General features: G+C 53.5%; 23 protein-coding genes. 10 read left to right on the forward strand and 13 right to left on the reverse strand.

The window, feature by feature from the left end; all coding sequences use genetic code 11:
• Positions 1-74 precede the first annotated feature (74 nt).
• Together ACSZO1_RS03500 and ACSZO1_RS03505 are read left to right on the forward strand one after the other, a co-directional pair.
• The gene (locus tag ACSZO1_RS03500; protein WP_437609560.1) at positions 75-509 is read left to right on the forward strand and encodes a type II toxin-antitoxin system RatA family toxin; all 435 of its coding nucleotides are present in this window, start codon (positions 75-77) and stop codon (positions 507-509) included.
• The gene (locus ACSZO1_RS03505) at positions 502-789 is read left to right on the forward strand and encodes an RnfH family protein (RefSeq protein ID WP_437609562.1); all 288 of its coding nucleotides are present in this window, start codon (positions 502-504) and stop codon (positions 787-789) included. Before ACSZO1_RS03500 ends, ACSZO1_RS03505 begins: the two co-directional genes overlap by 8 nt.
• 41 nt (positions 790-830) lie before the next feature.
• Here ACSZO1_RS03505 and bamE read toward each other — a convergent pair whose 3' ends face one another.
• The 3 genes from bamE to nadK all read right to left on the reverse strand — a co-directional run bounded on the left by bamE (position 831) and on the right by nadK (position 4,053).
• Positions 831-1,178: an outer membrane protein assembly factor BamE gene (bamE, locus tag ACSZO1_RS03510; RefSeq protein WP_437609564.1), complete on the reverse strand. Its 348-nt coding sequence runs from the start codon at positions 1,176-1,178 to the stop codon at positions 831-833.
• 247 nt (positions 1,179-1,425) lie between these two features.
• Positions 1,426-3,087, reverse strand: a complete 1,662-nt coding sequence (recN, locus tag ACSZO1_RS03515) for a DNA repair protein RecN (protein WP_437609566.1) — start codon at positions 3,085-3,087, stop codon at positions 1,426-1,428.
• A gap of 87 nt (positions 3,088-3,174) precedes the next feature.
• Complete coding sequence (nadK, locus tag ACSZO1_RS03520; RefSeq protein ID WP_437609568.1) at positions 3,175-4,053, reverse strand: NAD(+) kinase; 879 nt, start codon at positions 4,051-4,053, stop codon at positions 3,175-3,177.
• 124 nt (positions 4,054-4,177) lie between these two features.
• Here nadK and grpE point away from each other — a divergent pair, with 124 nt between their 5' ends.
• Positions 4,178-4,759 carry a nucleotide exchange factor GrpE gene (gene grpE, locus ACSZO1_RS03525; RefSeq protein ID WP_437609570.1) on the forward strand — a complete coding sequence of 194 codons (582 nt, stop codon included), beginning with the start codon at positions 4,178-4,180 and terminating at the stop codon, positions 4,757-4,759.
• Positions 4,760-4,793: 34 nt separating this feature from the next.
• Here the strand turns inward: grpE and ung are convergent, their stop codons facing one another.
• Positions 4,794-5,474, reverse strand: coding sequence for a uracil-DNA glycosylase (gene ung, locus ACSZO1_RS03530; protein WP_437609572.1), 681 nt, complete (start codon positions 5,472-5,474; stop codon positions 4,794-4,796).
• Between the two features lie 292 nt (positions 5,475-5,766).
• On the opposite strand from ung, the gene grcA reads away from it, so the two are divergent.
• Positions 5,767-6,150, forward strand: coding sequence for an autonomous glycyl radical cofactor GrcA (gene grcA, locus ACSZO1_RS03535; protein ID WP_437609573.1), 384 nt, complete (start codon positions 5,767-5,769; stop codon positions 6,148-6,150).
• Positions 6,151-6,404: 254 nt separating this feature from the next.
• Here the strand turns inward: grcA and srmB are convergent, their stop codons facing one another.
• Positions 6,405-7,733, reverse strand: a complete 1,329-nt coding sequence (gene srmB, locus ACSZO1_RS03540; protein ID WP_437609575.1) for an ATP-dependent RNA helicase SrmB — start codon at positions 7,731-7,733, stop codon at positions 6,405-6,407.
• A gap of 132 nt (positions 7,734-7,865) precedes the next feature.
• On the opposite strand from srmB, the gene trmN reads away from it, so the two are divergent.
• Positions 7,866-8,603, forward strand: a complete 738-nt coding sequence (gene trmN / locus ACSZO1_RS03545; RefSeq protein WP_437609577.1) for a tRNA(1)(Val) (adenine(37)-N(6))-methyltransferase TrmN — start codon at positions 7,866-7,868, stop codon at positions 8,601-8,603.
• Here the strand turns inward: trmN and nadB are convergent.
• On the reverse strand, positions 8,596-10,206 hold the full coding sequence (nadB, locus tag ACSZO1_RS03550) for an L-aspartate oxidase (RefSeq protein WP_437609578.1): 1,611 nt from the start codon (positions 10,204-10,206) through the stop codon (positions 8,596-8,598). The two genes, trmN and nadB, sit on opposite strands and share 8 nt — an antisense overlap.
• Positions 10,207-10,586: 380 nt before the next feature.
• Between nadB and rpoE the strand changes: the two genes are divergently transcribed.
• The 5 genes from rpoE to ACSZO1_RS03575 all read left to right on the forward strand — a co-directional run bounded on the left by rpoE (position 10,587) and on the right by ACSZO1_RS03575 (position 14,969).
• Positions 10,587-11,162, forward strand: coding sequence for an RNA polymerase sigma factor RpoE (gene rpoE / locus ACSZO1_RS03555; RefSeq protein WP_437609580.1), 576 nt, complete (start codon positions 10,587-10,589; stop codon positions 11,160-11,162).
• Positions 11,163-11,192: 30 nt separating this feature from the next.
• Complete coding sequence (gene rseA / locus ACSZO1_RS03560; protein WP_437609582.1) at positions 11,193-11,840, forward strand: anti-sigma-E factor RseA; 648 nt, start codon at positions 11,193-11,195, stop codon at positions 11,838-11,840.
• Positions 11,840-12,796 (forward strand): sigma-E factor regulatory protein RseB, encoded by a 957-nt coding sequence (gene rseB, locus ACSZO1_RS03565; RefSeq protein WP_437609584.1) that lies wholly within the window; start codon positions 11,840-11,842, stop codon positions 12,794-12,796. Before rseA ends, rseB begins: the two co-directional genes overlap by 1 nt.
• Positions 12,793-13,257 carry a SoxR-reducing system protein RseC gene (rseC, locus tag ACSZO1_RS03570; protein WP_437609586.1) on the forward strand — a complete coding sequence of 155 codons (465 nt, stop codon included), beginning with the start codon at positions 12,793-12,795 and terminating at the stop codon, positions 13,255-13,257. Before rseB ends, rseC begins: the two co-directional genes overlap by 4 nt.
• 482 nt (positions 13,258-13,739) lie before the next feature.
• A complete protein-coding gene (locus ACSZO1_RS03575) occupies positions 13,740-14,969 on the forward strand; it encodes a tyrosine-type recombinase/integrase (RefSeq protein WP_437609588.1) in 1,230 nt (409 codons plus the stop codon).
• On the opposite strand, the gene xis is transcribed toward ACSZO1_RS03575, so the two are convergent.
• The 7 genes from xis to ACSZO1_RS03610 form a co-directional block, all read right to left on the reverse strand.
• Positions 14,947-15,222, reverse strand: a complete 276-nt coding sequence (gene xis, locus ACSZO1_RS03580) for an excisionase Xis (protein ID WP_437609590.1) — start codon at positions 15,220-15,222, stop codon at positions 14,947-14,949. The two genes, ACSZO1_RS03575 and xis, sit on opposite strands and share 23 nt — an antisense overlap.
• Positions 15,223-15,658: 436 nt before the next feature.
• Positions 15,659-16,069: a hypothetical protein gene (locus ACSZO1_RS03585; RefSeq protein WP_437609592.1), complete on the reverse strand. Its 411-nt coding sequence runs from the start codon at positions 16,067-16,069 to the stop codon at positions 15,659-15,661.
• 22 nt (positions 16,070-16,091) lie between these two features.
• Positions 16,092-16,955, reverse strand: a complete 864-nt coding sequence (locus ACSZO1_RS03590; RefSeq protein ID WP_437609594.1) for an ATP-binding protein — start codon at positions 16,953-16,955, stop codon at positions 16,092-16,094.
• A gap of 193 nt (positions 16,956-17,148) precedes the next feature.
• Positions 17,149-17,286, reverse strand: coding sequence for a hypothetical protein (locus tag ACSZO1_RS03595; protein ID WP_437609596.1), 138 nt, complete (start codon positions 17,284-17,286; stop codon positions 17,149-17,151).
• Positions 17,283-17,456 (reverse strand): hypothetical protein, encoded by a 174-nt coding sequence (locus tag ACSZO1_RS03600; RefSeq protein WP_437609598.1) that lies wholly within the window; start codon positions 17,454-17,456, stop codon positions 17,283-17,285. Before ACSZO1_RS03600 ends, ACSZO1_RS03595 begins: the two co-directional genes overlap by 4 nt.
• 22 nt (positions 17,457-17,478) lie before the next feature.
• On the reverse strand, positions 17,479-18,480 hold the full coding sequence (locus tag ACSZO1_RS03605; protein WP_437609600.1) for a cell envelope biogenesis protein TolA: 1,002 nt from the start codon (positions 18,478-18,480) through the stop codon (positions 17,479-17,481).
• Between the two features lie 126 nt (positions 18,481-18,606).
• Positions 18,607-18,834 (reverse strand): hypothetical protein, encoded by a 228-nt coding sequence (locus tag ACSZO1_RS03610; RefSeq protein ID WP_437609602.1) that lies wholly within the window; start codon positions 18,832-18,834, stop codon positions 18,607-18,609.
• Positions 18,835-18,837: the final 3 nt, after the last annotated feature.

Here is an 18,837-nt window from a genome sequence, read left to right on the forward strand (position 1 = left end):
TCAGCGCCAGAGAATTTTTGTTTGATCGTCAGAAATGATATTATTTGCCTGTTTTTTGATTGACAGGAATTGATATGGCCAAGATAAGCCATTCTGCGCTGGTGCCTTACAGCGCTGAAAAAATGTACCAGCTTGTGAATGACGTTGACGCTTATAGCGAATTTCTTCCAGGGTGTACCGGTAGTCGCATACTTGAATCGGATGAGCATCAGATGACGGCGGCAGTCGATGTTGCCAAAGCCGGCATCAGCAAGACTTTTGTCACGCGTAATACGCTGAAAAGTAACCAGAGCATTCATATGCAGCTGGTTGACGGCCCGTTTCGTCAGCTGTCAGGCGGCTGGACGTTTACGCCACTGAGCGAAGATGCCTGTAAAGTTGAGCTTAATCTTGAGTTTGAATTCACCAATATGCTGGTGGAATTGGCCTTTGGTCGGGTGTTTAAAGAGCTGACCGGTAGTATGGTGAAGGCGTTTACCCAACGCGCAAAAGAGGTTTATCGTGCCTGATATTCGGGTTGAAGTTGTCTATGCACTGCCAGAAAAGCAGTATCAGCAGAGTGTGAAACTGGCCGAGGGCAGTACGGTTGAGCAGGCTATCCGGGCATCCGGTATCCTGGATCTGCGCCGTGAGATCAATCTCAGCGAAAATAAAGTTGGCGTGTTCAGTCGCCCGGTTAAGCTGGCTGATGAACTCAGTGATGGTGACCGTGTCGAGATTTACCGCCCGCTGATCGCCGATCCGAAAGATTTGCGCCGCCAGCGAGCGGAGCGTTCAGCCAAAAAATAAGGCGCCAGTTGGGCGCCTTTTTTCTGCCTGTCGCTTTACGCTTAGTTGTCCGCAGTGGAAAGCTTTGGCTTGTTATCGATATTGGTCAGCGTACCGTTGCTGTCAAAGGTCAGCGTCAGCGTTTGCTGTTTCACCGCTTCGTGGCCTGGTTGTTCACGGAAAACGTAGTACCAGGTGTTGCTGCCAAAAGGATCTTTCATCATTGGCGTGCCTAGCGTGTAAGCAACCTGTTGTTGCGTCATGCCGTTATGAATTTTGGCCACATCATTTGCCACCAGGTAGTTACCCTGGTTGATGTCCGGACGGTAAACCACGCGCTCCAGAGTGGAACAGCCAGCGGTCATCATCAGAAGTACCACTGCAGCAGCAGTCAGCGTTTTACAGCGCATTAATCGATTCCTTATTAGGGCTCGACGCCTGCAACAGGCGGCGTTACCCGGGTCACTAAGCCTTTTTTCAGCTCTGGTTGCACATAACAGGATGCGCGCGCTGCTTCCTGTTGAGCGTCCCCGTCATTCCAGACGACGACGTTATGTGCCTTACTGGCGATAAGTTGTCGATAATAATAAACCTTACCGCAGTTTGAAACCTTTACAGAGCATGCTTATGACCACTGCACTGTAAAAAAGTGCCCGATCAGGCTGCTAAAAGTTCTTTGGCATTCGCCAGAGTGTTACGCGTGACCTCGCTGCCACCCAGTAAACGCGCCAGTTCCTGCAGGCGGGCACGCTTGTCCAGCGGCTGCATATGAGTTTCTGTTGCCGCGCCATCCGTCTCTTTGCTGACAAAGAAGTGATGATGACCACAGCCCGCGACCTGCGGCAGATGGGTGACACACATCACCTGAGTCGATTCGCCTAACTGACGCAGCATTCTGCCGACGACGGCGGCTGTCGGGCCACTGATACCCACATCCACTTCGTCGAAAATCAGCGCCGGCGTATCCATTTTCTGCGCGGTAATCACCTGAATCGCCAGGGCAATACGCGACAGTTCGCCACCCGATGCCACTTTCGCCAGCGGTTGTACGGGCTGGCCAGGGTTGGTGCTGACGCGGAAATCGATGCGGTCGGCGCCATCGGCGGTCAGCTGGTCCGGGATAAATTGCAGGTCGATCACCAGCTTGCCATGCGGCATCGACAACGCATGCATACTGGCGCTAATCAGCTGGCTCAGCTCATCGGCGTAATGCGCGCGACGCTGATGCAGTTGCTGCGCAGTCGCCAGTGCGGCATGGTGATGCTCGCTGACCGCACTGCTCAATGCTTCCTGGTCGCTTTCCTGTTGTGACAACTGCACCTGCTCTTCCAGCAGTTGCTGGTGGAATGCCGGCAGTTCTTCCGGTGCGATATGGTGCTTGCGCGCCAGGTTAATCTGCCGTGACAGGCGCTGTTCCAGCTCATGCAGGCGATTCGGATCGAGATCCAGCCGATCGCAATAGTGACGCAGTTCGTCGCTGGCTTCGCTCAGCTGAATCGCCGCTTCTTCCAGCATGGTAAACACACCGCTCAGTTTGTCATCCATCGCCACCAGTTCACTCATCATCTGGCGTGCGCTGTACAGCTGGCTTTGCAGGTTGCTTTCTTCACCATCGGCCAGCAGATGCAGCGTTTGCTGGCTGGTAGAGAGTAACTGCCCGCTGTTTGCCAGGCGCTTGTACTCTTCATCGATGGTTTCAAACTCACTGGCGGCGGGCGCGAATTCATTCAGCTCTTTCAGCTGGTATTGCAGCAGCTCGCGGCGTGCTTCGCGCTCCTGCGATAATTGCTGATGGCGTGCCAGCTCGCGGCAGCTGTGATGCCACAGGCGATAACGTGTTGCCATCTCCTGCATTAATTCATTTTCGCTGGCGTAGGCATCCAGCAGATGTTTCTGGTGTTCGGGTTTCAGCAGCAGCTGGTGAGCATGCTGGCCATGGATCTGAATCAGCAACTGGCCCAAATCACGCAACTGGGAGAGCGGCACGGCGGTGCCATTGATAAAACCACGGGAACGGCCATCGCTGCTGATGACACGGCGCAGCAGGCACTCGTGTCCCTCGTCCAGCTGGTTTTCTTCCAGCCATTGTTGCGCTGAAGGGGTATCTTTCAGGGAGAAACGCGCACAGATATCGGCACGCGAAGCGCCCTGGCGCACCATATCTGCCTCGGCACGGCCGCCCAGACACAGGCCAAGTGCATCGATGGCGATCGATTTACCCGCGCCTGTCTCGCCGGTAATCGCTGTCATGCCTCGTTGAAAATCAATTTCCAGCTCACGAACGATAGCGAAGTTACTGATGGTCAGTTGTGCCAGCATAATGGTTTTCCTGTATACAAACACAGATATGGTTTTTCATACAGTATAAACTGGTTTTATATACAGTAAAGTATCTGGCGCTGATTTTCAGAACAATTTTTTTGACCAGCCGAGTTTCGAGCTTAGCGTGTTGAAATAATTATAGTTCTGCGGATGCACCAGGTTGAGATGATTGTCGCTGCGGCGGATTAATACATCTTCACCTTCCTGGATCGGCAGGGCAATCTGGCTGTCACAGCTGATCTCCAGGTCGCCACGCATATGGGAAAAACGCAGGCGGATCGTGCTGCTGCTGTTAATCACCAGCGGACGTGCCGACAGCGTGTGCGGGAACATCGGCACCACAGCAATAGCGTCCAGTGACGGGGTTAAAATCGGGCCGCCCGCCGAGAGTGAGTAGGCAGTCGAGCCGGTTGGCGTGGAGATAATCAGGCCATCAGAGCGTTGCGAGAAGGCGAAGTTTTCATCGATATAGACTTCGAATTCAATCATATGCGCGACTTTGCCTGGATGCAGCACCACTTCATTAATGGCGGTACCAATACGTGGGGAGTTGTTTTTCTTGCACACCTGCGCTTCCAGCAGGAAGCGGCTTTCGACCACGTATTTGCCTTCCAGGACATCGGCAAGCTGCTGCTGAGCGTTATCCGGGTCCAGATCGGTCAGGAAACCGAGATTGCCGCGGTTAATACCGATCACTTTGATGTCATAACGTGCCAGTACCCGTGCGGCGCCGAGCATATTACCATCGCCGCCGACCACCACCGCCAGATCAGCACGCTGGCCGATATCGGCGAGGCTGCCGGTCGCCACGTCTTTGAGTCCCAGCTCGCGTGCGATCTGTTGCTCGACAATCACTTCATAGCCCTTTGCTGTCAGCCAGCGCCAGAGCATTTCATGGGTCGTCAGCGCGGTAGGATGACGCGGATGGCCGACAATGCCAATGCAGTTGAAATGATTGTTCATTATGCTGGTATTCCTCTTGAGGCGAATCTGCCCCGACAATGTGACTGGCTTCCCTTGAAACCGCGATTCTGATCCCCATAATAAGCGAACCAGCGAGATGAATGTGAAAAACGCGGAGAAATTCATGAGTAGTAAAGAACAGAACACACCAAACGAGCAAGTCTCAGATGAGATTGAGTTGGAGCAAGAGCAAACCCAGGAAGCGGAGGCAGCAAGTGAGGTGGACCTGCGTGATGAGCGTATTGCTCAGCTGGAGGCCGAGCTTGGGAAAGCTCAGGGCGGCGTTCGCGATGCGCAGTTACGTGCGCAGGCGGAAGTTGAGAATATTCGCCGCCGTGCCGAGCAGGATGTAGAAAAAGCGCATAAATTTGCGCTGGAAAAATTTGCTAATGAGCTGCTGCCGGTTATCGACAGCCTGGAACGCGCGCTGGAGCTGGCGGATAAAAACAATCCGGAGCTGACGGCAATGATTGAAGGCATCGAGCTGACGCTGAAATCGCTGCTGGATGCGGTGCGTAAGTATGGTGTTGAAGTGGTGGGTGATATCCACGTACCTTTCAATCCGGAAGTGCATCAGGCGATGTCGATGATGGAATCTGACGAGGTTGCGCCAAACCATGTGCTGATGGTGATGCAGCGTGGTTATACCCTGAACGGTCGTCTGCTGCGTCCGGCGATGGTTGCAGTGTCTAAGGCGAAAGCGTAAGACGAAAAAAAAGCACCGCATGCGGTGCTTTTTTTTATTCCGGCAACTGCGGCATCCAGTCGATCGGCGCTTCGCCGCGTTCGGCCAGATACGCATTGGTTTTGGAGAAGTGCTTGCTGCCAAAAAAACCACGGTGTGCGGACAGCGGGGAAGGGTGTGGCGCCTGCAATACATGGTGACGCTGGCGATCAATAATGCTGCCCTTTTTCTGCGCATGAGAGCCCCACAGCAGAAATACCACCCCTTCGCGATGCTGGTTAATCGTCGCAATCACTTTATCGGTAAATGTTTCCCAGCCGAAGCGTGCGTGGGAGTGTGCCTGTCCTGCCTGTACCGTCAGTACGGTATTCAGTAACAGCACACCCTGTTTTGCCCAGCTTTCCAGAAAGCCATGATTTGGTCGCTGAAAACCGGCAATATCGGTTTCCAGCTCTTTATACATATTCAGCAGTGATGGCGGCGGTGCGATACCCGGTAATACCGAGAACGCCAGGCCATGCGCCTGATTTGGCCCGTGATAGGGGTCCTGGCCGAGAATCACCACTTTAATCGCCCCGAGTTCAGTCAGGCGAAAAGCATTAAACACATCTTTCTGAGGCGGGTAGATCGTCTTCCCGGCGGCGCGTTCATTCGCCACGGCGCTAAGCGTATCAATAAAATAAGGCTGCTGTTTTTCTTCAGCCAGCACGTCATGCCAGGTTAATGCGTTGACCATTACATTCTCCCTTCGGGCCTGTCCAGTGTAATGGCGTAGTGTAACCGTTATCGATCCCGGGCAAAACATTAAAAAATAATTGAACTTTACAAAAATATTTTCAGGGTGGATTTTGGTTAAAATTGATGTAAATCATGTGGTTGTGATTTGGTGGGATTTTATGCCGGGAAAGAAATTGATGTATATCAAAACATGACGCGGATGAGATTGGTATATAACGCGGAGTAACGCCATTTTTGCAAAACCTGCCGCTGCACAACAGTGACAGCGCTGATAAGCCTGGAGGCATAACATGATTACCGGAATTCAAATCACCAAAGCCAGTGATAACGCACTGCTGAACTCTTTCTGGCTGCTGGATGATGAAAACGCACAGGCGCGCTGCGTGTGCGCCAAAGCGGGTTACAGCGAAGATCAGCTGGTTAACCTGAGCGACCTGGGCCAGATTGAATATCGCGAAGTCCCGCTGGAAGTGAAACCTGAGGTACGTGTGGAAGGGGGCCAGCACCTGAATGTGAACGTACTGCGCCGTGAAACGCTGGAAGATGCGGTGAAGCATCCGGAAAATTATCCGCAGCTGACTATCCGTGTTTCTGGTTATGCGGTGCGTTTTAACTCGCTGACAGCTGAACAGCAACGCGATGTGATTGCCCGTACCTTTACTGAAAGCCTGTAATATCCTGTTTTCCGGCGCCTTTTCCGTTAGCGGGAAAGGCGCTTTTTTTATGGGTTGCTGAAACTGTCACCAGATCAATTTTGTGGATTTATATTGATAAATCATCAGGATAATTAATTATTCCTGCGCAGGTGAAGCGGTGTAATCAGTGATATAGCGCATCTGACGGATTTCATTAAACAGAACGCTAAATGTATCGCTTTCGGAAAGTAAAAAACCGCCCTTTTGGGCGGTTTTTTTGTCGGGCGGTGTGATTATTCAGCACTTTCCGTTTTGGCTGCGTCGCTTGGTTTCCGGCGCTTACCAATATTTTTGGTATCGCGATGACGCTGTTTCACGCGCGGTTTTTTCTTCTCTTCTTCCGCTTTTTTCTCTTTGCGCTTCTCTAACGCTTTTTTCGACGGTTTGCCGTTCAGTTTCTCGCTTGGCACGCGCGTGGTTGGACGCAGTTCATCAATGGTGCGCGACTTCAGCGGCTCATCGATATAGCGCGATACTTTGCCCAGCAGCAGGTGGTCGTGTGCTTCCACCAGTGACAGTGCGGTGCCTTTGCGTCCGGCACGGCCAGTACGGCCAATGCGGTGCAGGTAGGTGTCGGCAGTGCGTGGCATATCGAAGTTAAACACGTGGCTGACGTCGTCTATGTCGATACCGCGTGCGGCGACATCGGTGGCGACCAGCACATTCACCCGGCCATCGCTGATGCGCTTGATTGCCTCGTTACGCTTCGCCTGCACCATTTCCCCTTCAAGGTAGCAGGTGTTGATGCCTGCTTCACGCAGCCAGCCCACCAGCTCGTGCAGGCGTTCACGTTTACGCACGAAGACGATAGAGCGGGTGACTTCAGGCTGTTTCAGCAGGTGCACCAGCAGCGCGGTTTTATGTTTGACATCATCTGCGCGGTAGTACCATTGCTGGATTTTCTGCCGCTCACGACGGCTGGGATCGGCTTCCACTTCCACCGGATCGTTCAGCAGGCGTTTGGCGAAGTCAGCAATCGCTTCACCTTCCAGCGTGGCGGAGAACAGCAGGGTTTGCTTGCGCCAGCGGGTTTCCGCGGCAATGGTTTCAATATCCTGGGCGAAGCCCATATCCAGCATGCGGTCCGCTTCATCAAGGATCAGCGTTTCTACCGCACGGCAGTCGAAGTTCTCTTCTTTAATATATTGCAGCAGGCGTCCGGTGGTGGCGACCACCACATCCTGGTTTTCGCTGAACACTTCCGCGTGATTCATAAACGCCACGCCGCCAGTGATGGTGGCGATATCCAGATGCGTATGTTTCGCCAGTTCACGCGCCTGTTCGGCGACCTGCATCGCCAGTTCGCGTGTTGGCGTCAGGATCAGAATACGCGGTGGTCCTGATTTTTTACGCGGGAAATCAATCAGGTGTTGCAGGACCGGCAACAGGTAGGCAGCCGTTTTTCCTGTACCGGTTGGTGCCGAACCCAGTACGTCACGGCCTTCCAGCGCCGGCGGAATAGCAGCCGCTTGGATCGCGGTTGGGCGAGTGAAGCCTTTATCCTGCAGGGCGTCCAGCAGGCTCTCATCAAGTTCGAGTTCGGAAAAAGTGGTTACAGTCATGGTCTACCTCAGTTTGGGGCGCTGATTATAGACAGATTAAACACGATCTTCATCTGTTTGTGTTGTTATGATGACTTTTCTCCGCCTGCCGTTTGCACTATGCTGGCGCCGTTTCCCTTGCAGGTCAGTATTATGTCCCAACAAAAGGCCGCGTTGCGCGCCAATGGTTTTACTTTTAAACAATTTTTTGTCGCACACGATCGCTGCGCCATGAAGGTAGGCACCGATGGTGTGTTGCTGGGCGCCTGGGCGCCCGTCGCCGGTGTACGGCGCGTACTGGATATTGGCAGTGGCAGCGGCCTGATTGCGCTGATGCTGGCACAGCGCAATGATGCCAGTGTAGCAGTCGATGCGGTTGAGCTGGATGCCGATGCGGCGCAGCAGGCGCAGGAAAACTGTGCCGAATCGCCGTGGGCGGATCGCCTGACGGTTTATCAGCAGGATATTTGCCAGTATGCAGAGCAGAGCGGGAAGCGTTATTCGCTGATCGTCAGCAATCCGCCCTATTTTGAGGCCGGGTCGGCCTGTGCCTCGCCACAGCGTGCTGCGGCGCGTTATACCGATACTCTCGATCATCAGACGCTGCTGAGCTGCGCTGAACAGCTGATTTGTGAAGACGGTTTTTTCTGCGTGGTATTGCCTGCGGATGTCGGCAACCGTTTTCTGGAGATGGCAACGGCGCGCGGCTGGTTTTTACGTTACCGCACCGATATCGCTGATAACGAGACACGCCCGCCGAACCGTATGCTGCTGGCGCTGGCGCCCCATGCGGGCGAGCAGTTCCTCGACAGCATGGTGATCCGTGGACCGGATCAGCGCTATTCTGAGGCGCATTGCAGTCTGACGCGCGACTTCTACCTGTTCAGATAGCGCCCGGTTGCAGAATGGTGGGCTGGGCCTGCGCCAGTTTGTGCGGGTAATCGAGCGTGAAGTGCAGCCCGCGGCTCTCTTTGCGTGCCAGCGCACAGCGCACCATCAGTTCCGCCACCTGTACCAGATTTCGCAGCTCCAGCAGATTGTTAGAGATGCGGAAATGGGCGTAATACTCGTCAATTTCCTGCTGCAACATGGTGATACGACGAAGCGCGCGCTCCAGCCGACGGGTGGTGCGCACAATGCCGACATAGTCCCACATAAACAGCCGCAGTTCGTGCCAGTTATGCTGGATCACCACGCGCTCGTCGGCGTCATCGACGCGGCTTTCATCCCATACTGGCAACGCAGGTGCATGGCTGAACTGCGTCAGGCGCTGGTTGATATCTTCGGCGGCGGACCAGCCATACACCAGACACTCCAGCAGTGAGTTTGATGCCATGCGGTTCGCGCCGTGCAGCCCGGTATAACTGACTTCACCAATCGCATACAGCCCGTCAATATCAGTGCGCCCCTGTTGATCCACCACCACGCCACCGCAGGTATAGTGCGCGGCCGGGACGATCGGGATTGGCTGTTTCGTCAGATCAAAGCCGAGGGTGAGCAGTTTTTCGTCAATCGTGGGAAAATGTGCGCGAATAAAATCTGCTGGCTGGTGGCTGATATCCAGATACATACAGTCAACACCCAGCCGTTTCATCTCATGGTCTATCGCTCGCGCCACGATATCACGCGGTGCCAGCTCGCCACGGGCATCGAAATCGGGCATAAAGCGGGAACCGTCAGGACGTGTCAGATAAGCGCCTTCACCGCGCAGAGCCTCGGTCAGCAGGAAATTACGTGCCTGCGGATGAAATAAACAGGTGGGGTGGAACTGGTTAAATTCGAGATTGGCGACGCGGCAACCGGCGCGCCACGCCATGGCAATACCATCGCCGGAGGCCACATCCGGGTTGGTGGTGTACTGGTAGACTTTTGCCGCGCCACCGGTGGCCAGAACCACCGCGCGGGCGTGGCAGGTTTCCACCTGTTCACGATTACGGTTCCAGATATACGCGCCGATGACGCGGCGTGGGCCGGAGAGCCCGACGTTATCGGAAGTGATCAGGTCGACAGCGTTACAGCGTTCAATAATCCGGATACCGGGATGGCTTAGCGCCTGGCTGACCAGCGTGGTTTCCACCGCACGACCGGTGGCATCGGCGCTGTGCAGAATACGGCGATGACTGTGGCCGCCCTCACGTGTCAGATGATAATGCTGCTCGCCATTCGCGCTGGTTTCCGTGTCGAATAACACACCGTGGTCGATCAGCCATTGCACGCAGTGGCGGGCGTTGCTGGCGATAAAACAGACCGCTTCACGTTCGCACAGGCCATCACCAGCGATCAGCGTGTCTTCGATGTGCGACTCGATGCTGTCAGTTTCATCAAACACTGCGGCAATTCCACCCTGCGCGTAGAGCGTGGAACCTTCGCTGATGGGACCTTTACTAAGCACGGTAACCTGATGTTTTTCCGCCAGTCGCAGTGCCAGCGACAGCCCGGCTGCACCGCTACCGATAATCAGCACATCACAGTGGTAATCAATCGCGTGAGTCATGTTGTTTAATATACTAAACAGGTTGTTTGTTGAGCATATCGCTATCCGGGGCGGAAAAAAAGCCTTTTTACGGATGTCAGTTTTTCCTGATGTACGGATGTGCCGGATGCCGGACTGCACCAGGCGGAAGACTACTATCTGACCCACCTTGCCGGACACTAAAGCACAAATGTGCGCCGTTGCATGAATAAAGCGTGCAACAGGGATGAAATGCGCCGCTTCATGCGCTACTCTGCGCCTTAAGCCGAAGGCAAAAAAATAATGGCGTAAATGAACTTACTGCATATTGACCACTCTAAGCGTGTGCTTGCTCAGAAAGTTGAGTCATTGCTGGTTAGTCAATTACGCGTGGAGACAGATTTGGGGAGACATTACCTCGGATGAGCGAGCAGTTAACGGATCAGGTTCTCGTTGAACGGGTGCATAAAGGAGATCAGAAGTCATTCAATTTACTGGTTGTTCGCTACCAGCATAAAGTGGCAAGTCTGGTTTCGCGCTATGTTCCATCAGGTGATGTACCTGATGTGGTGCAAGAATCGTTTATAAAAGCGTACCGCGCCCTGGAATCTTTCCGTGGTGACAGCGCATTTTATACCTGGCTGTATCGCATTGCGGTGAATACGGCCAAGAATTACCTGGTTGCTCAGGGGCGTCGTCCGCCATCCAGCGATGTGGATGCCATTGATGCGGAAAATTTCGAAAGTGCAGGTGCACTGAAAGAAATTTCGAACCCTGAGAATCTGATGTTGTCTGATGAATTGAAACAGATAGTTTTCCGCACCATCGAGTCACTGCCGGAAGATTTACGTATGGCGATTACGCTGCGTGAGTTAGACGGCCTGAGCTATGAAGAGATAGCGGTGATTATGGATTGTCCGGTGGGTACGGTTCGTTCACGTATTTTCCGTGCGCGCGAAGCTATTGATAATAAAGTTCAACCGCTTATCCAACGTTAGCGATAACGGATACAGGAAGGGTACTGAGGCATGCAGAAAGAAAAACTTTCCGCTTTAATGGATGGTGAAACGCTGGACAATGAATTGTTGTCCGCCTTATCGAAAGACGCCACACTGCAACAAAGTTGGGAAAGCTATCATCTGATCCGCGATACCATGCGCGGCGATGTCGGTGAAGTTGTCCATTTTGATATTGCGGCACGCGTGGCGGCAGCGATTGAAAACGAACCTGTACGCAACGTGACGACACTGATCCCGGAAGCGCAGCCCGAGCCAGAACGTTGGGAAAAAATGCCTTTCTGGTCCAGGGTTCGTCCATGGGCGGCACAGCTGACTCAGGTTGGCGTCGCGGCCTGTGTGTCACTGGCGGTGATTATTGGTGTTCAGCACTACAACCAGCCGCAGCAGGATAGTGGCCTGCAGTCAGATTCGCCAGCGTTCAACACCCTGCCAATGATGGGTAAAGCTTCACCGGTGAGCCTGGGCGTCCCTGCGGATAACGCCAGCACCACCAATACCGCGCAGCAGGAGCAACGCCGTCGCGTGAATGCGCTGTTGCAGGATTACGAATTACAGCGCCGTTTACATTCTGATGATCTGCAGTTTGAACAGAACGCGCCGCAACAGGCGGGTGCTCAGGTACCAGGAAATCAGTCTTTAGGAATTCAGCAGCAGTAATGAAGCCATTCTGGTATGCCGTAAGCCTTCTGGCGGGTAGTCTGTTTTATTCATCTGTCGTCCCGGCGCAACAAAACGCCGCCGGGGCGCTATTGCAGCAGATGGAGCAGGCCAGCCAGTCCCTCAATTATGAAATCGCCTATATCAACGTCTCCCGGCTGGGGATTGAGTCGCTGCGCTATCGCCATGCGGTAGTGGACAATAAAGTCTATGCCCAGTTGCTGCAGATGGATGGTCCGCGCCGTGAAACTATTCAGCGCGACAATGAAATCAGCTATTTCGAAGCCGGCCTGACGCCTTTCACGCTGAATGGTGCTTATATCGTTGACTCACTGCCTGCGGTGGTGAATGCCGATTTCGCTAAACTGGCCGCCAGCTATGATTTTATTGCGGTCAGCCGCACGCGTATTGCCGACCAGCTGTGCGAAGTGATTCGTATTGTGCCGCGCGATGGCACGCGTTACAGCTATATTGTCTGGCTGGACAGCGAGACCAAACTGCCGCTGCGTGCTGATTTGCTGGATCGCGATGGTGAGACGCTGGAACAGTATCGGGTGGTGAGTTTCGCCGTCGATGAAGGTGTGCGCAATCTGATGCAGGGGCTGAAAAATGCCAGCCTGCCACCCGCGCTTGCCGTTCCTGCCGGGGAAAAAGTGACTCTGAACTGGAAAGCGGGCTGGCTGCCGGATGGCATGCAGCAGGTTTCCCAGAGTCGTCGTGCGATCCCTGCGTTGAGTAAACCCGTCGAATCAAGACTTTACTCGGATGGTTTGTTCAGTTTTTCCATCAACATCAGCCCGGCTGATGGTAACAGCGTGGCGCAACAGTTGCGCACAGGGCGCCGGACAGTGCAGACTGTAGTACGGAACAATATGGAAATCACCGTTATTGGTGAGCTGCCGCCTACAACGGCAAAACGTATTGCTGACAGTGTTGATACCGGAACTTCGCGATGATGAGAGAATGGGCCACGGTGGTTGCGTGGCAGAATGGTGTGGCGACGCTGCACTCTGAAATTAAAACCAGCTGCAACAGTTGCTCCGCGCGTAAAGGTTGCGGCAGTGCCATGCTGAATAAAATGGGCCCGAAAAACGCCCATGTGATGCAAATCGCCAGCAAAGAGCCCCTGCAGCCGGGTCAGCGCATTGAACTGGGCATTAAAGAGAGCAGCCTGCTGGGATCGGCATTGCTGGTGTATATGACGCCGCTGCTGGGATTATTTATTTTTGCCGGCCTGTTCCAGTCGCTGTTTCACAGCGATCTCGCGGCCGCGGCAGGTGCGCTGCTGGGCGGTATCGGCGGTTTTATTGTGGCGAAAGGTATTTCCCTGCGCTTTGGTGATCGCGAGGCGTTTCAGCCGGTTATTTTAAGCGTTTCGTTACCGGCTGATGAGCTGCGTGTCGAAAGCGATGCTTAACAGGTTATGCCGCATTCGCGGCAGCCTGTGGCCGCTTCATTTCCCTGTTTTCCCGTACCAGATTGTAGATTTTCCCTTCAGTTGTTTTTTCTTCGCTGTATCCCGTTCTGTCGATGATTCCCCGACTCTGATATGTAGTGTAGAATGCAGCCTTTCGGGCAAAAGTCCGCCTGTGACATACGCTCTCACCCATCGCGAGAGTTTTCAGAATTTGTAAGGCAGAAAAATCTCTATAATGAAGCACATACGAAATTTCTCCATCATCGCCCACATCGATAATTAATTGCCCGACAAGCTACGACAACCTCAGACAAAAACACCCTCTCAAGCCTTACCTCCTCAGTCATCAAAACAAATCACCCACGACAACCTACGTCACGATCCGACCACATAAGCCATCGTTTTTCTGTCCATAAGCGTGTCCATATTCTAATATTGGGCCGTTGCAGTTTGTCCATCATGGACACGGGGAGAGAAAAAACATGGCTATTTCAGATAGCTACCTTAAATCCTGCCTGAACAAAGAGCGGGAGAAGGTAGTGGAAAAATCAGACCGTGATGGTCTGTGGGTGCGCGTGTCCGTAAAAGGCGCGGTCACCTTCTTCTATCGTTACCGATTCCTCGGCAAGCAGGACAAGATGACGATAGGCAGTTACCCGCAATTGAGCCTGAAGGATGCCCGCGACGAAGTGGATAAATGGGCTGCTGTTCTGGCAAAAGGCAATAACCCGAAGGTTAAGCGCGACCTGGAGCGTGGGAAGATCAGCACGCAGTTCACATTTGAGCAGCTCTTCCGGGAGTGGTATTCGGTGGTATGCATCCAGAAAGAAAGCTCACCTCTTATCATCCGGTCTTTCGAGCTGCATGTTTTCCCCAAAGTCGGGAAATACCCGGCGGGCGATCTGACGCTGCACAACTGGCTGACGTTGCTTGACCGATTATCAAAGGCATACAGCGAAATCACCAAGAGGGTGATCAGCAATGCAAAGCAGTGTTACAGCTGGGCTGTGAAACGCCAGATCCTGACCGCCAACCCGCTGAGTGAGTTAACGGGCCGGGACTTTGGCATCAAAAAGGGGGTAGGGAAGAGAACCCTGGACCGGAAGGAAATAGCAATGGTCTGGATGGCAATCGACGATTCTCGCCTTATGGAACGGAACAAACTGCTGATGAAGCTGTTGTTGTTCTTTGCCTGCCGCCTGTCTGAATTGCGCCTGGCAAAGGAAAGTGATTTTGATTTCGAGGGAGGAATATGGACTGTGCCGCCGGAAAATCATAAAACAGGGCGTCAGACCGGGCAGCCACTGTTACGGCCAATTATCCCGGAGATAGTGCCGATGCTCCAGCGCGCGATTGATATCGCGCCTGGCGAATATGTTTTTTCTGGCAAGGAAGATGGGCCGATGGCCGAGGGGAACCACTTAAGCATAACAGCCAACCTGCGGCAGTTTATGCTCAAAGCTTATGATGAAAATGTCCCGCATTTCACCGTGCATGACCTTCGTCGCACGGCACGCACCAACTTCTCTGAACTGGCAGACCCAATAGTCGCAGAGAAAATGCTGGGCCATGCGTTACCTGGCGTTCTGGGCGTGTACGACAAATATCAGTACATGGATGAAATGCGGGAGGCGTATGGGAAGTGGTGGTCAAGATTGATGAGCATTATCGAGCCTGACGTGCTGGAGTTCACGCCGCGAAGCGCCGGGTGATCCTGCCGCTGTTATCCCGTTTACAGTGGATATGCTCCAGAGCCCGGCGCTTGGGCTGCAATATTTCTGCCTGCTGCCAGGCCAGAACTTTGGCGCGCTGCCACTTATTAGCGCGTCCGATATAATAATCATCCGGATCAGGGAATGGGTTTTCTCCCTCCCCCCTTTTCCGGTAGCGTTCCAGTGTGCGCGACGATACACACAGGTGATCGCATACGGCCTTTGTGTCCATCCAGCTTTCGTTATCTTTCACTCTGTCTCCTCCTATCCACCCCTACCCATACGCTGACACACGCAGTTAAGCCATAGCCATGCCCGCCCGCGGTGCTTTGCAGGTATCAGCATTTCAATGCGCTTTGCGTGCTTATCAAGAATTTCGCGATAGGATAGGGTGTTTGATTTGTTGGTGTATTCGGATAGTGCTGCTTTGGCGGTGTTGCGTATGGCGTTATCGGCCTCAGGCGTCACGATACCCTTCGCTGTCTGTGAACCATTCCGATGCTGATATCTCTGCTACTTTGGTTCGGCGGAGGCCGGGGTTCATGTTGTGATTGAAATCACGTAGTGACATTTTCAAAATGCTGGCAAGCTCACTCCCTGTCATAGGGCGCTTACTGAGTTGCCAGATTACTTTTCCCGAAAGCCAGCGTTACCACCACCGGGGCCGCGCCGATACATGGCTATTTTCTTCATGACACCCTCCTTGAAGCATCACCGATGGCTATCAGGATTTCGCACTCTTTCTGCCGGGTGAGAACCTCTTCATACGTTTTGCAAGGAGGCCGGGGAGGCGAGTGGTACTCATCCCTGAGGCGGTATATTGTCCCGCCCGCATCGAACCCTGGTGCTTTCCAGTCTTCGCTTGTTAGCAGGTGCTTAAGTCGATCAACGTCTACTAGGTTGCAGTAGATGCTCACCGTTTCCACCTGCGGAGCCCAGCCCGCATAAAACTCTTCCCGGTAATTCAGCGTGCATCCGATCATGGCGCTGCCAGTTAACAGAGATGTGTTGTGACCGACCCTGTTACGTGATTTGTGAAAAACGGTGATGCTGGCATCTGGCTTTGAACGCATGCACGCCAGCATTTGTACTGGCGTCATGATGGGTTACCTTGAGGTAGGGTTATGCAGCCTGTTCCATTTCTGCTTTGCGGATGTCGTAAACGTCCTTGGCTAGCGCCTGCTGCTCGGTGCCTCGGAGTGTCCGCCAGGCTTCCTCGAACGCTGTTTTCAGTTTCTCGACTGACTGCGCTGAATTAGCCAGGTCGGTGAAGTGCTTCAGGGCTTCTTCGTGAGGGTTAACTCCTGACTCAAGCCAATCGAGCAGTTTCTTGCCAGTCTCTTCGTTCAGCACTACCGGGTCTGCATTGGAGAACAACTTTGTACGGTCTTTGCTGGCGATCGCATGATGCGTCTCGTGAGAGATATCCAGCACTGTAGTGAACTCATACTCCACGCCGTCGCGCTGCTCGGACTTCATGCCAAGCTTGGCAACGCGCTTGCGTCCATTCTCTTCCACCTGTGCGGTTTCCGTTTTGCTTCGCATGGTGGCGATGATGTGCATTGGCGAACGCAATATTGCGTCGAGGAACAGGCGGTGGCGGGGGTTGATTTCGCTCCATGCCGACCAACTATTGCCGCGGTATTTTGATTTCGCAATAGTGTCTACCAGCTCAAGACACCCACCGACACCACCCCATTCGTGAGTGATGCTGTCGATGATAAGCGTTTCATAGCCAGCACTTTCAGCTGAGTTAATTGCCTCAATAAACCGCTCTGGCGTGAAAGGCGGTTCAAGCTCCAGGACATCGAACTCGGCAATGTCAGAGTAAAGAGATGCACTGCCTTTCTCTGTGTCGATGAAAGCGATCTTTCCGCCAATCCCTTTGGCGACCAGCAGGGCGCTGTAAGTTTTTCCTGAACCGCTCGGCCCGGTAAGTGCCAGCCGCAGCTTGGCTTTCTTTCTCATGGCTTTTTCAAATTTCATGTATCACCTCAGAATGGTGGATCGCCTAAAAAAAACATCTGTTTGAGTCGCTCGCATCGAGCGCAGTTGAGAGAAGCCAGCTTTCCCTGTCGGTTTCCCTTTCGGCGGTAGTAGAGCGCGTCCTGCACATATCCGCGCCGACTGGCGATGCTTTCCTGTAGTTCCTTTTCAGGGATGTTTACGCCATATGTCTTCATTTTCTCTCTCCCCAGCCGAATGCCTTCAGCATCTGGTTGATGAATTCGAAGTCCTTCGTTTTATCCAGCTGCTTCAGCCTGTCGGCTTCATCCTGCTGTTTGCGGTAATGATCCGCTGGTGATGGAAGGTTCATGGCTTACCTTCTTGCCGCAAAAAGTCGACCAACTTATCCAGCCAGCTTTTACGCGGTGGAGGGGTGAAGCTGGCACTGGTCAGGATGTTGGATGGGTGATACTGGATTGATTTGAATGCGTCAAAACCGGAGCCACCCACGCGGGCAGCCCCTGCAGTTGCTAATTGCATGGGTGTGTTCCTCAGATTTGAATTAGTAGGTAATGCGGATGGCGGTTACAGCGCCTTTAGCGATAGCTGTGATAGCAGTTATTGCCTGCTCTTCTGTGAGGCCCGCGGCGACCAAATCGGCCTTGGCTGCGTTGTTAACTGCTTTACGGTGTGCAACATCAGAAGCACGTTTAGCCGCTTCGTCAGCGACACGCTTCTCTTCTGCCAGCCGGTCAGCTTCAACCTTGGCAGCACGCTGCCGCTCAGCGTCGATAGCAGCCTGCTTCTCACGCTCAGCCTGTTCTCTCGCTTCCTGCGCCAGGCGAGCTGTGCGCTCCTGTGCTTCTCTTGCCTCACGCTCTGCACGTTCCTGTGCGGCGATGCGGTCGCGTTCTGCCTGTTCTGCTTTGGCCTTCAGTTCAGCCTCCCGGCGTGCTGCTTCTTCGCGTTCGCGCTGTGCTGCTGTTTCCGCTTCCTGCCGCGCCTGCTCCACCGCCTGACGTTTCAGCTCTTCTTCGTGAGCAATGCGCTGGCGCTCAGCTTCCGCCGCTGCTTCAGCAGCGTCACGGTCAAACTTATCGTTAAGAAGCAGGGCGATTTCGTGATCGGATTCGAACCGTTCAGCCATCGCCTTATCAAATGCCTCGTTCATTTCCAGCGCTTCAGCATGCCATGCTGTCATCTGCTCTTCGGCCTTAATGCGTTCCTGCTCGTCCTCATAATCATCCAGTGGCTTTCGGGCTTTATCCTTCAGCGCATCCAGGCGTTCACGCACCGTTCTTCTGTTGCCGTCGATAAGCTTCGGGATCTCCTTCAGCTCTGCAACCAGGTCTTTGCCGAGGCCATCCAGATAAGTTTTCGTTTGCGCCACTTTGTAAGCCAGCGAAGCGATCTCCTTTCTGCCCTTTGCCGTGGTGACATCCGGCACAAAGGACATAACTTCACGCTCAACTTTTTGCAGAATCTCTTCAATCTGGTCGCCAGACTTGAAAACGGAGAGGGCGTTCGCCTTCTCGATAACAACCAAATCCGTTGTTTCGCTCATGGTCACTCCTTAATTTTTGGTAAAAAAATGCCCCGCACATTTCTGCCGGGGCTAAATAAGTCTCAGGATGATGACTGGGCGTCATCGTCAAGCGGTCACGGATAACCGCTTTGCGATGTCACTCGTCTACTGTCCGCGAGCCTTAAGCATGGCGTCGGCTGTACGGTATGCAATTACGGCGTATCGGTTAAGGTCATCATCAAGCAACCCTGCGTCAGGGTCTGAAAGAATTCCGTTGATGGCTTTAGCCGCGAAGTAATCACGCATCGTCATACCTGATTCACTCTGCCAGTCGCTGTTATAACCAACATTTCCCAGCTCTGGAAAAGCTGGCCCACCTGTTTCTTTACTCACATC

Origin of the sequence: Erwinia sp. V71 (assembly GCF_965644245.1) — a bacterium.
GTDB lineage: Bacteria > Pseudomonadota > Gammaproteobacteria > Enterobacterales > Enterobacteriaceae > Erwinia.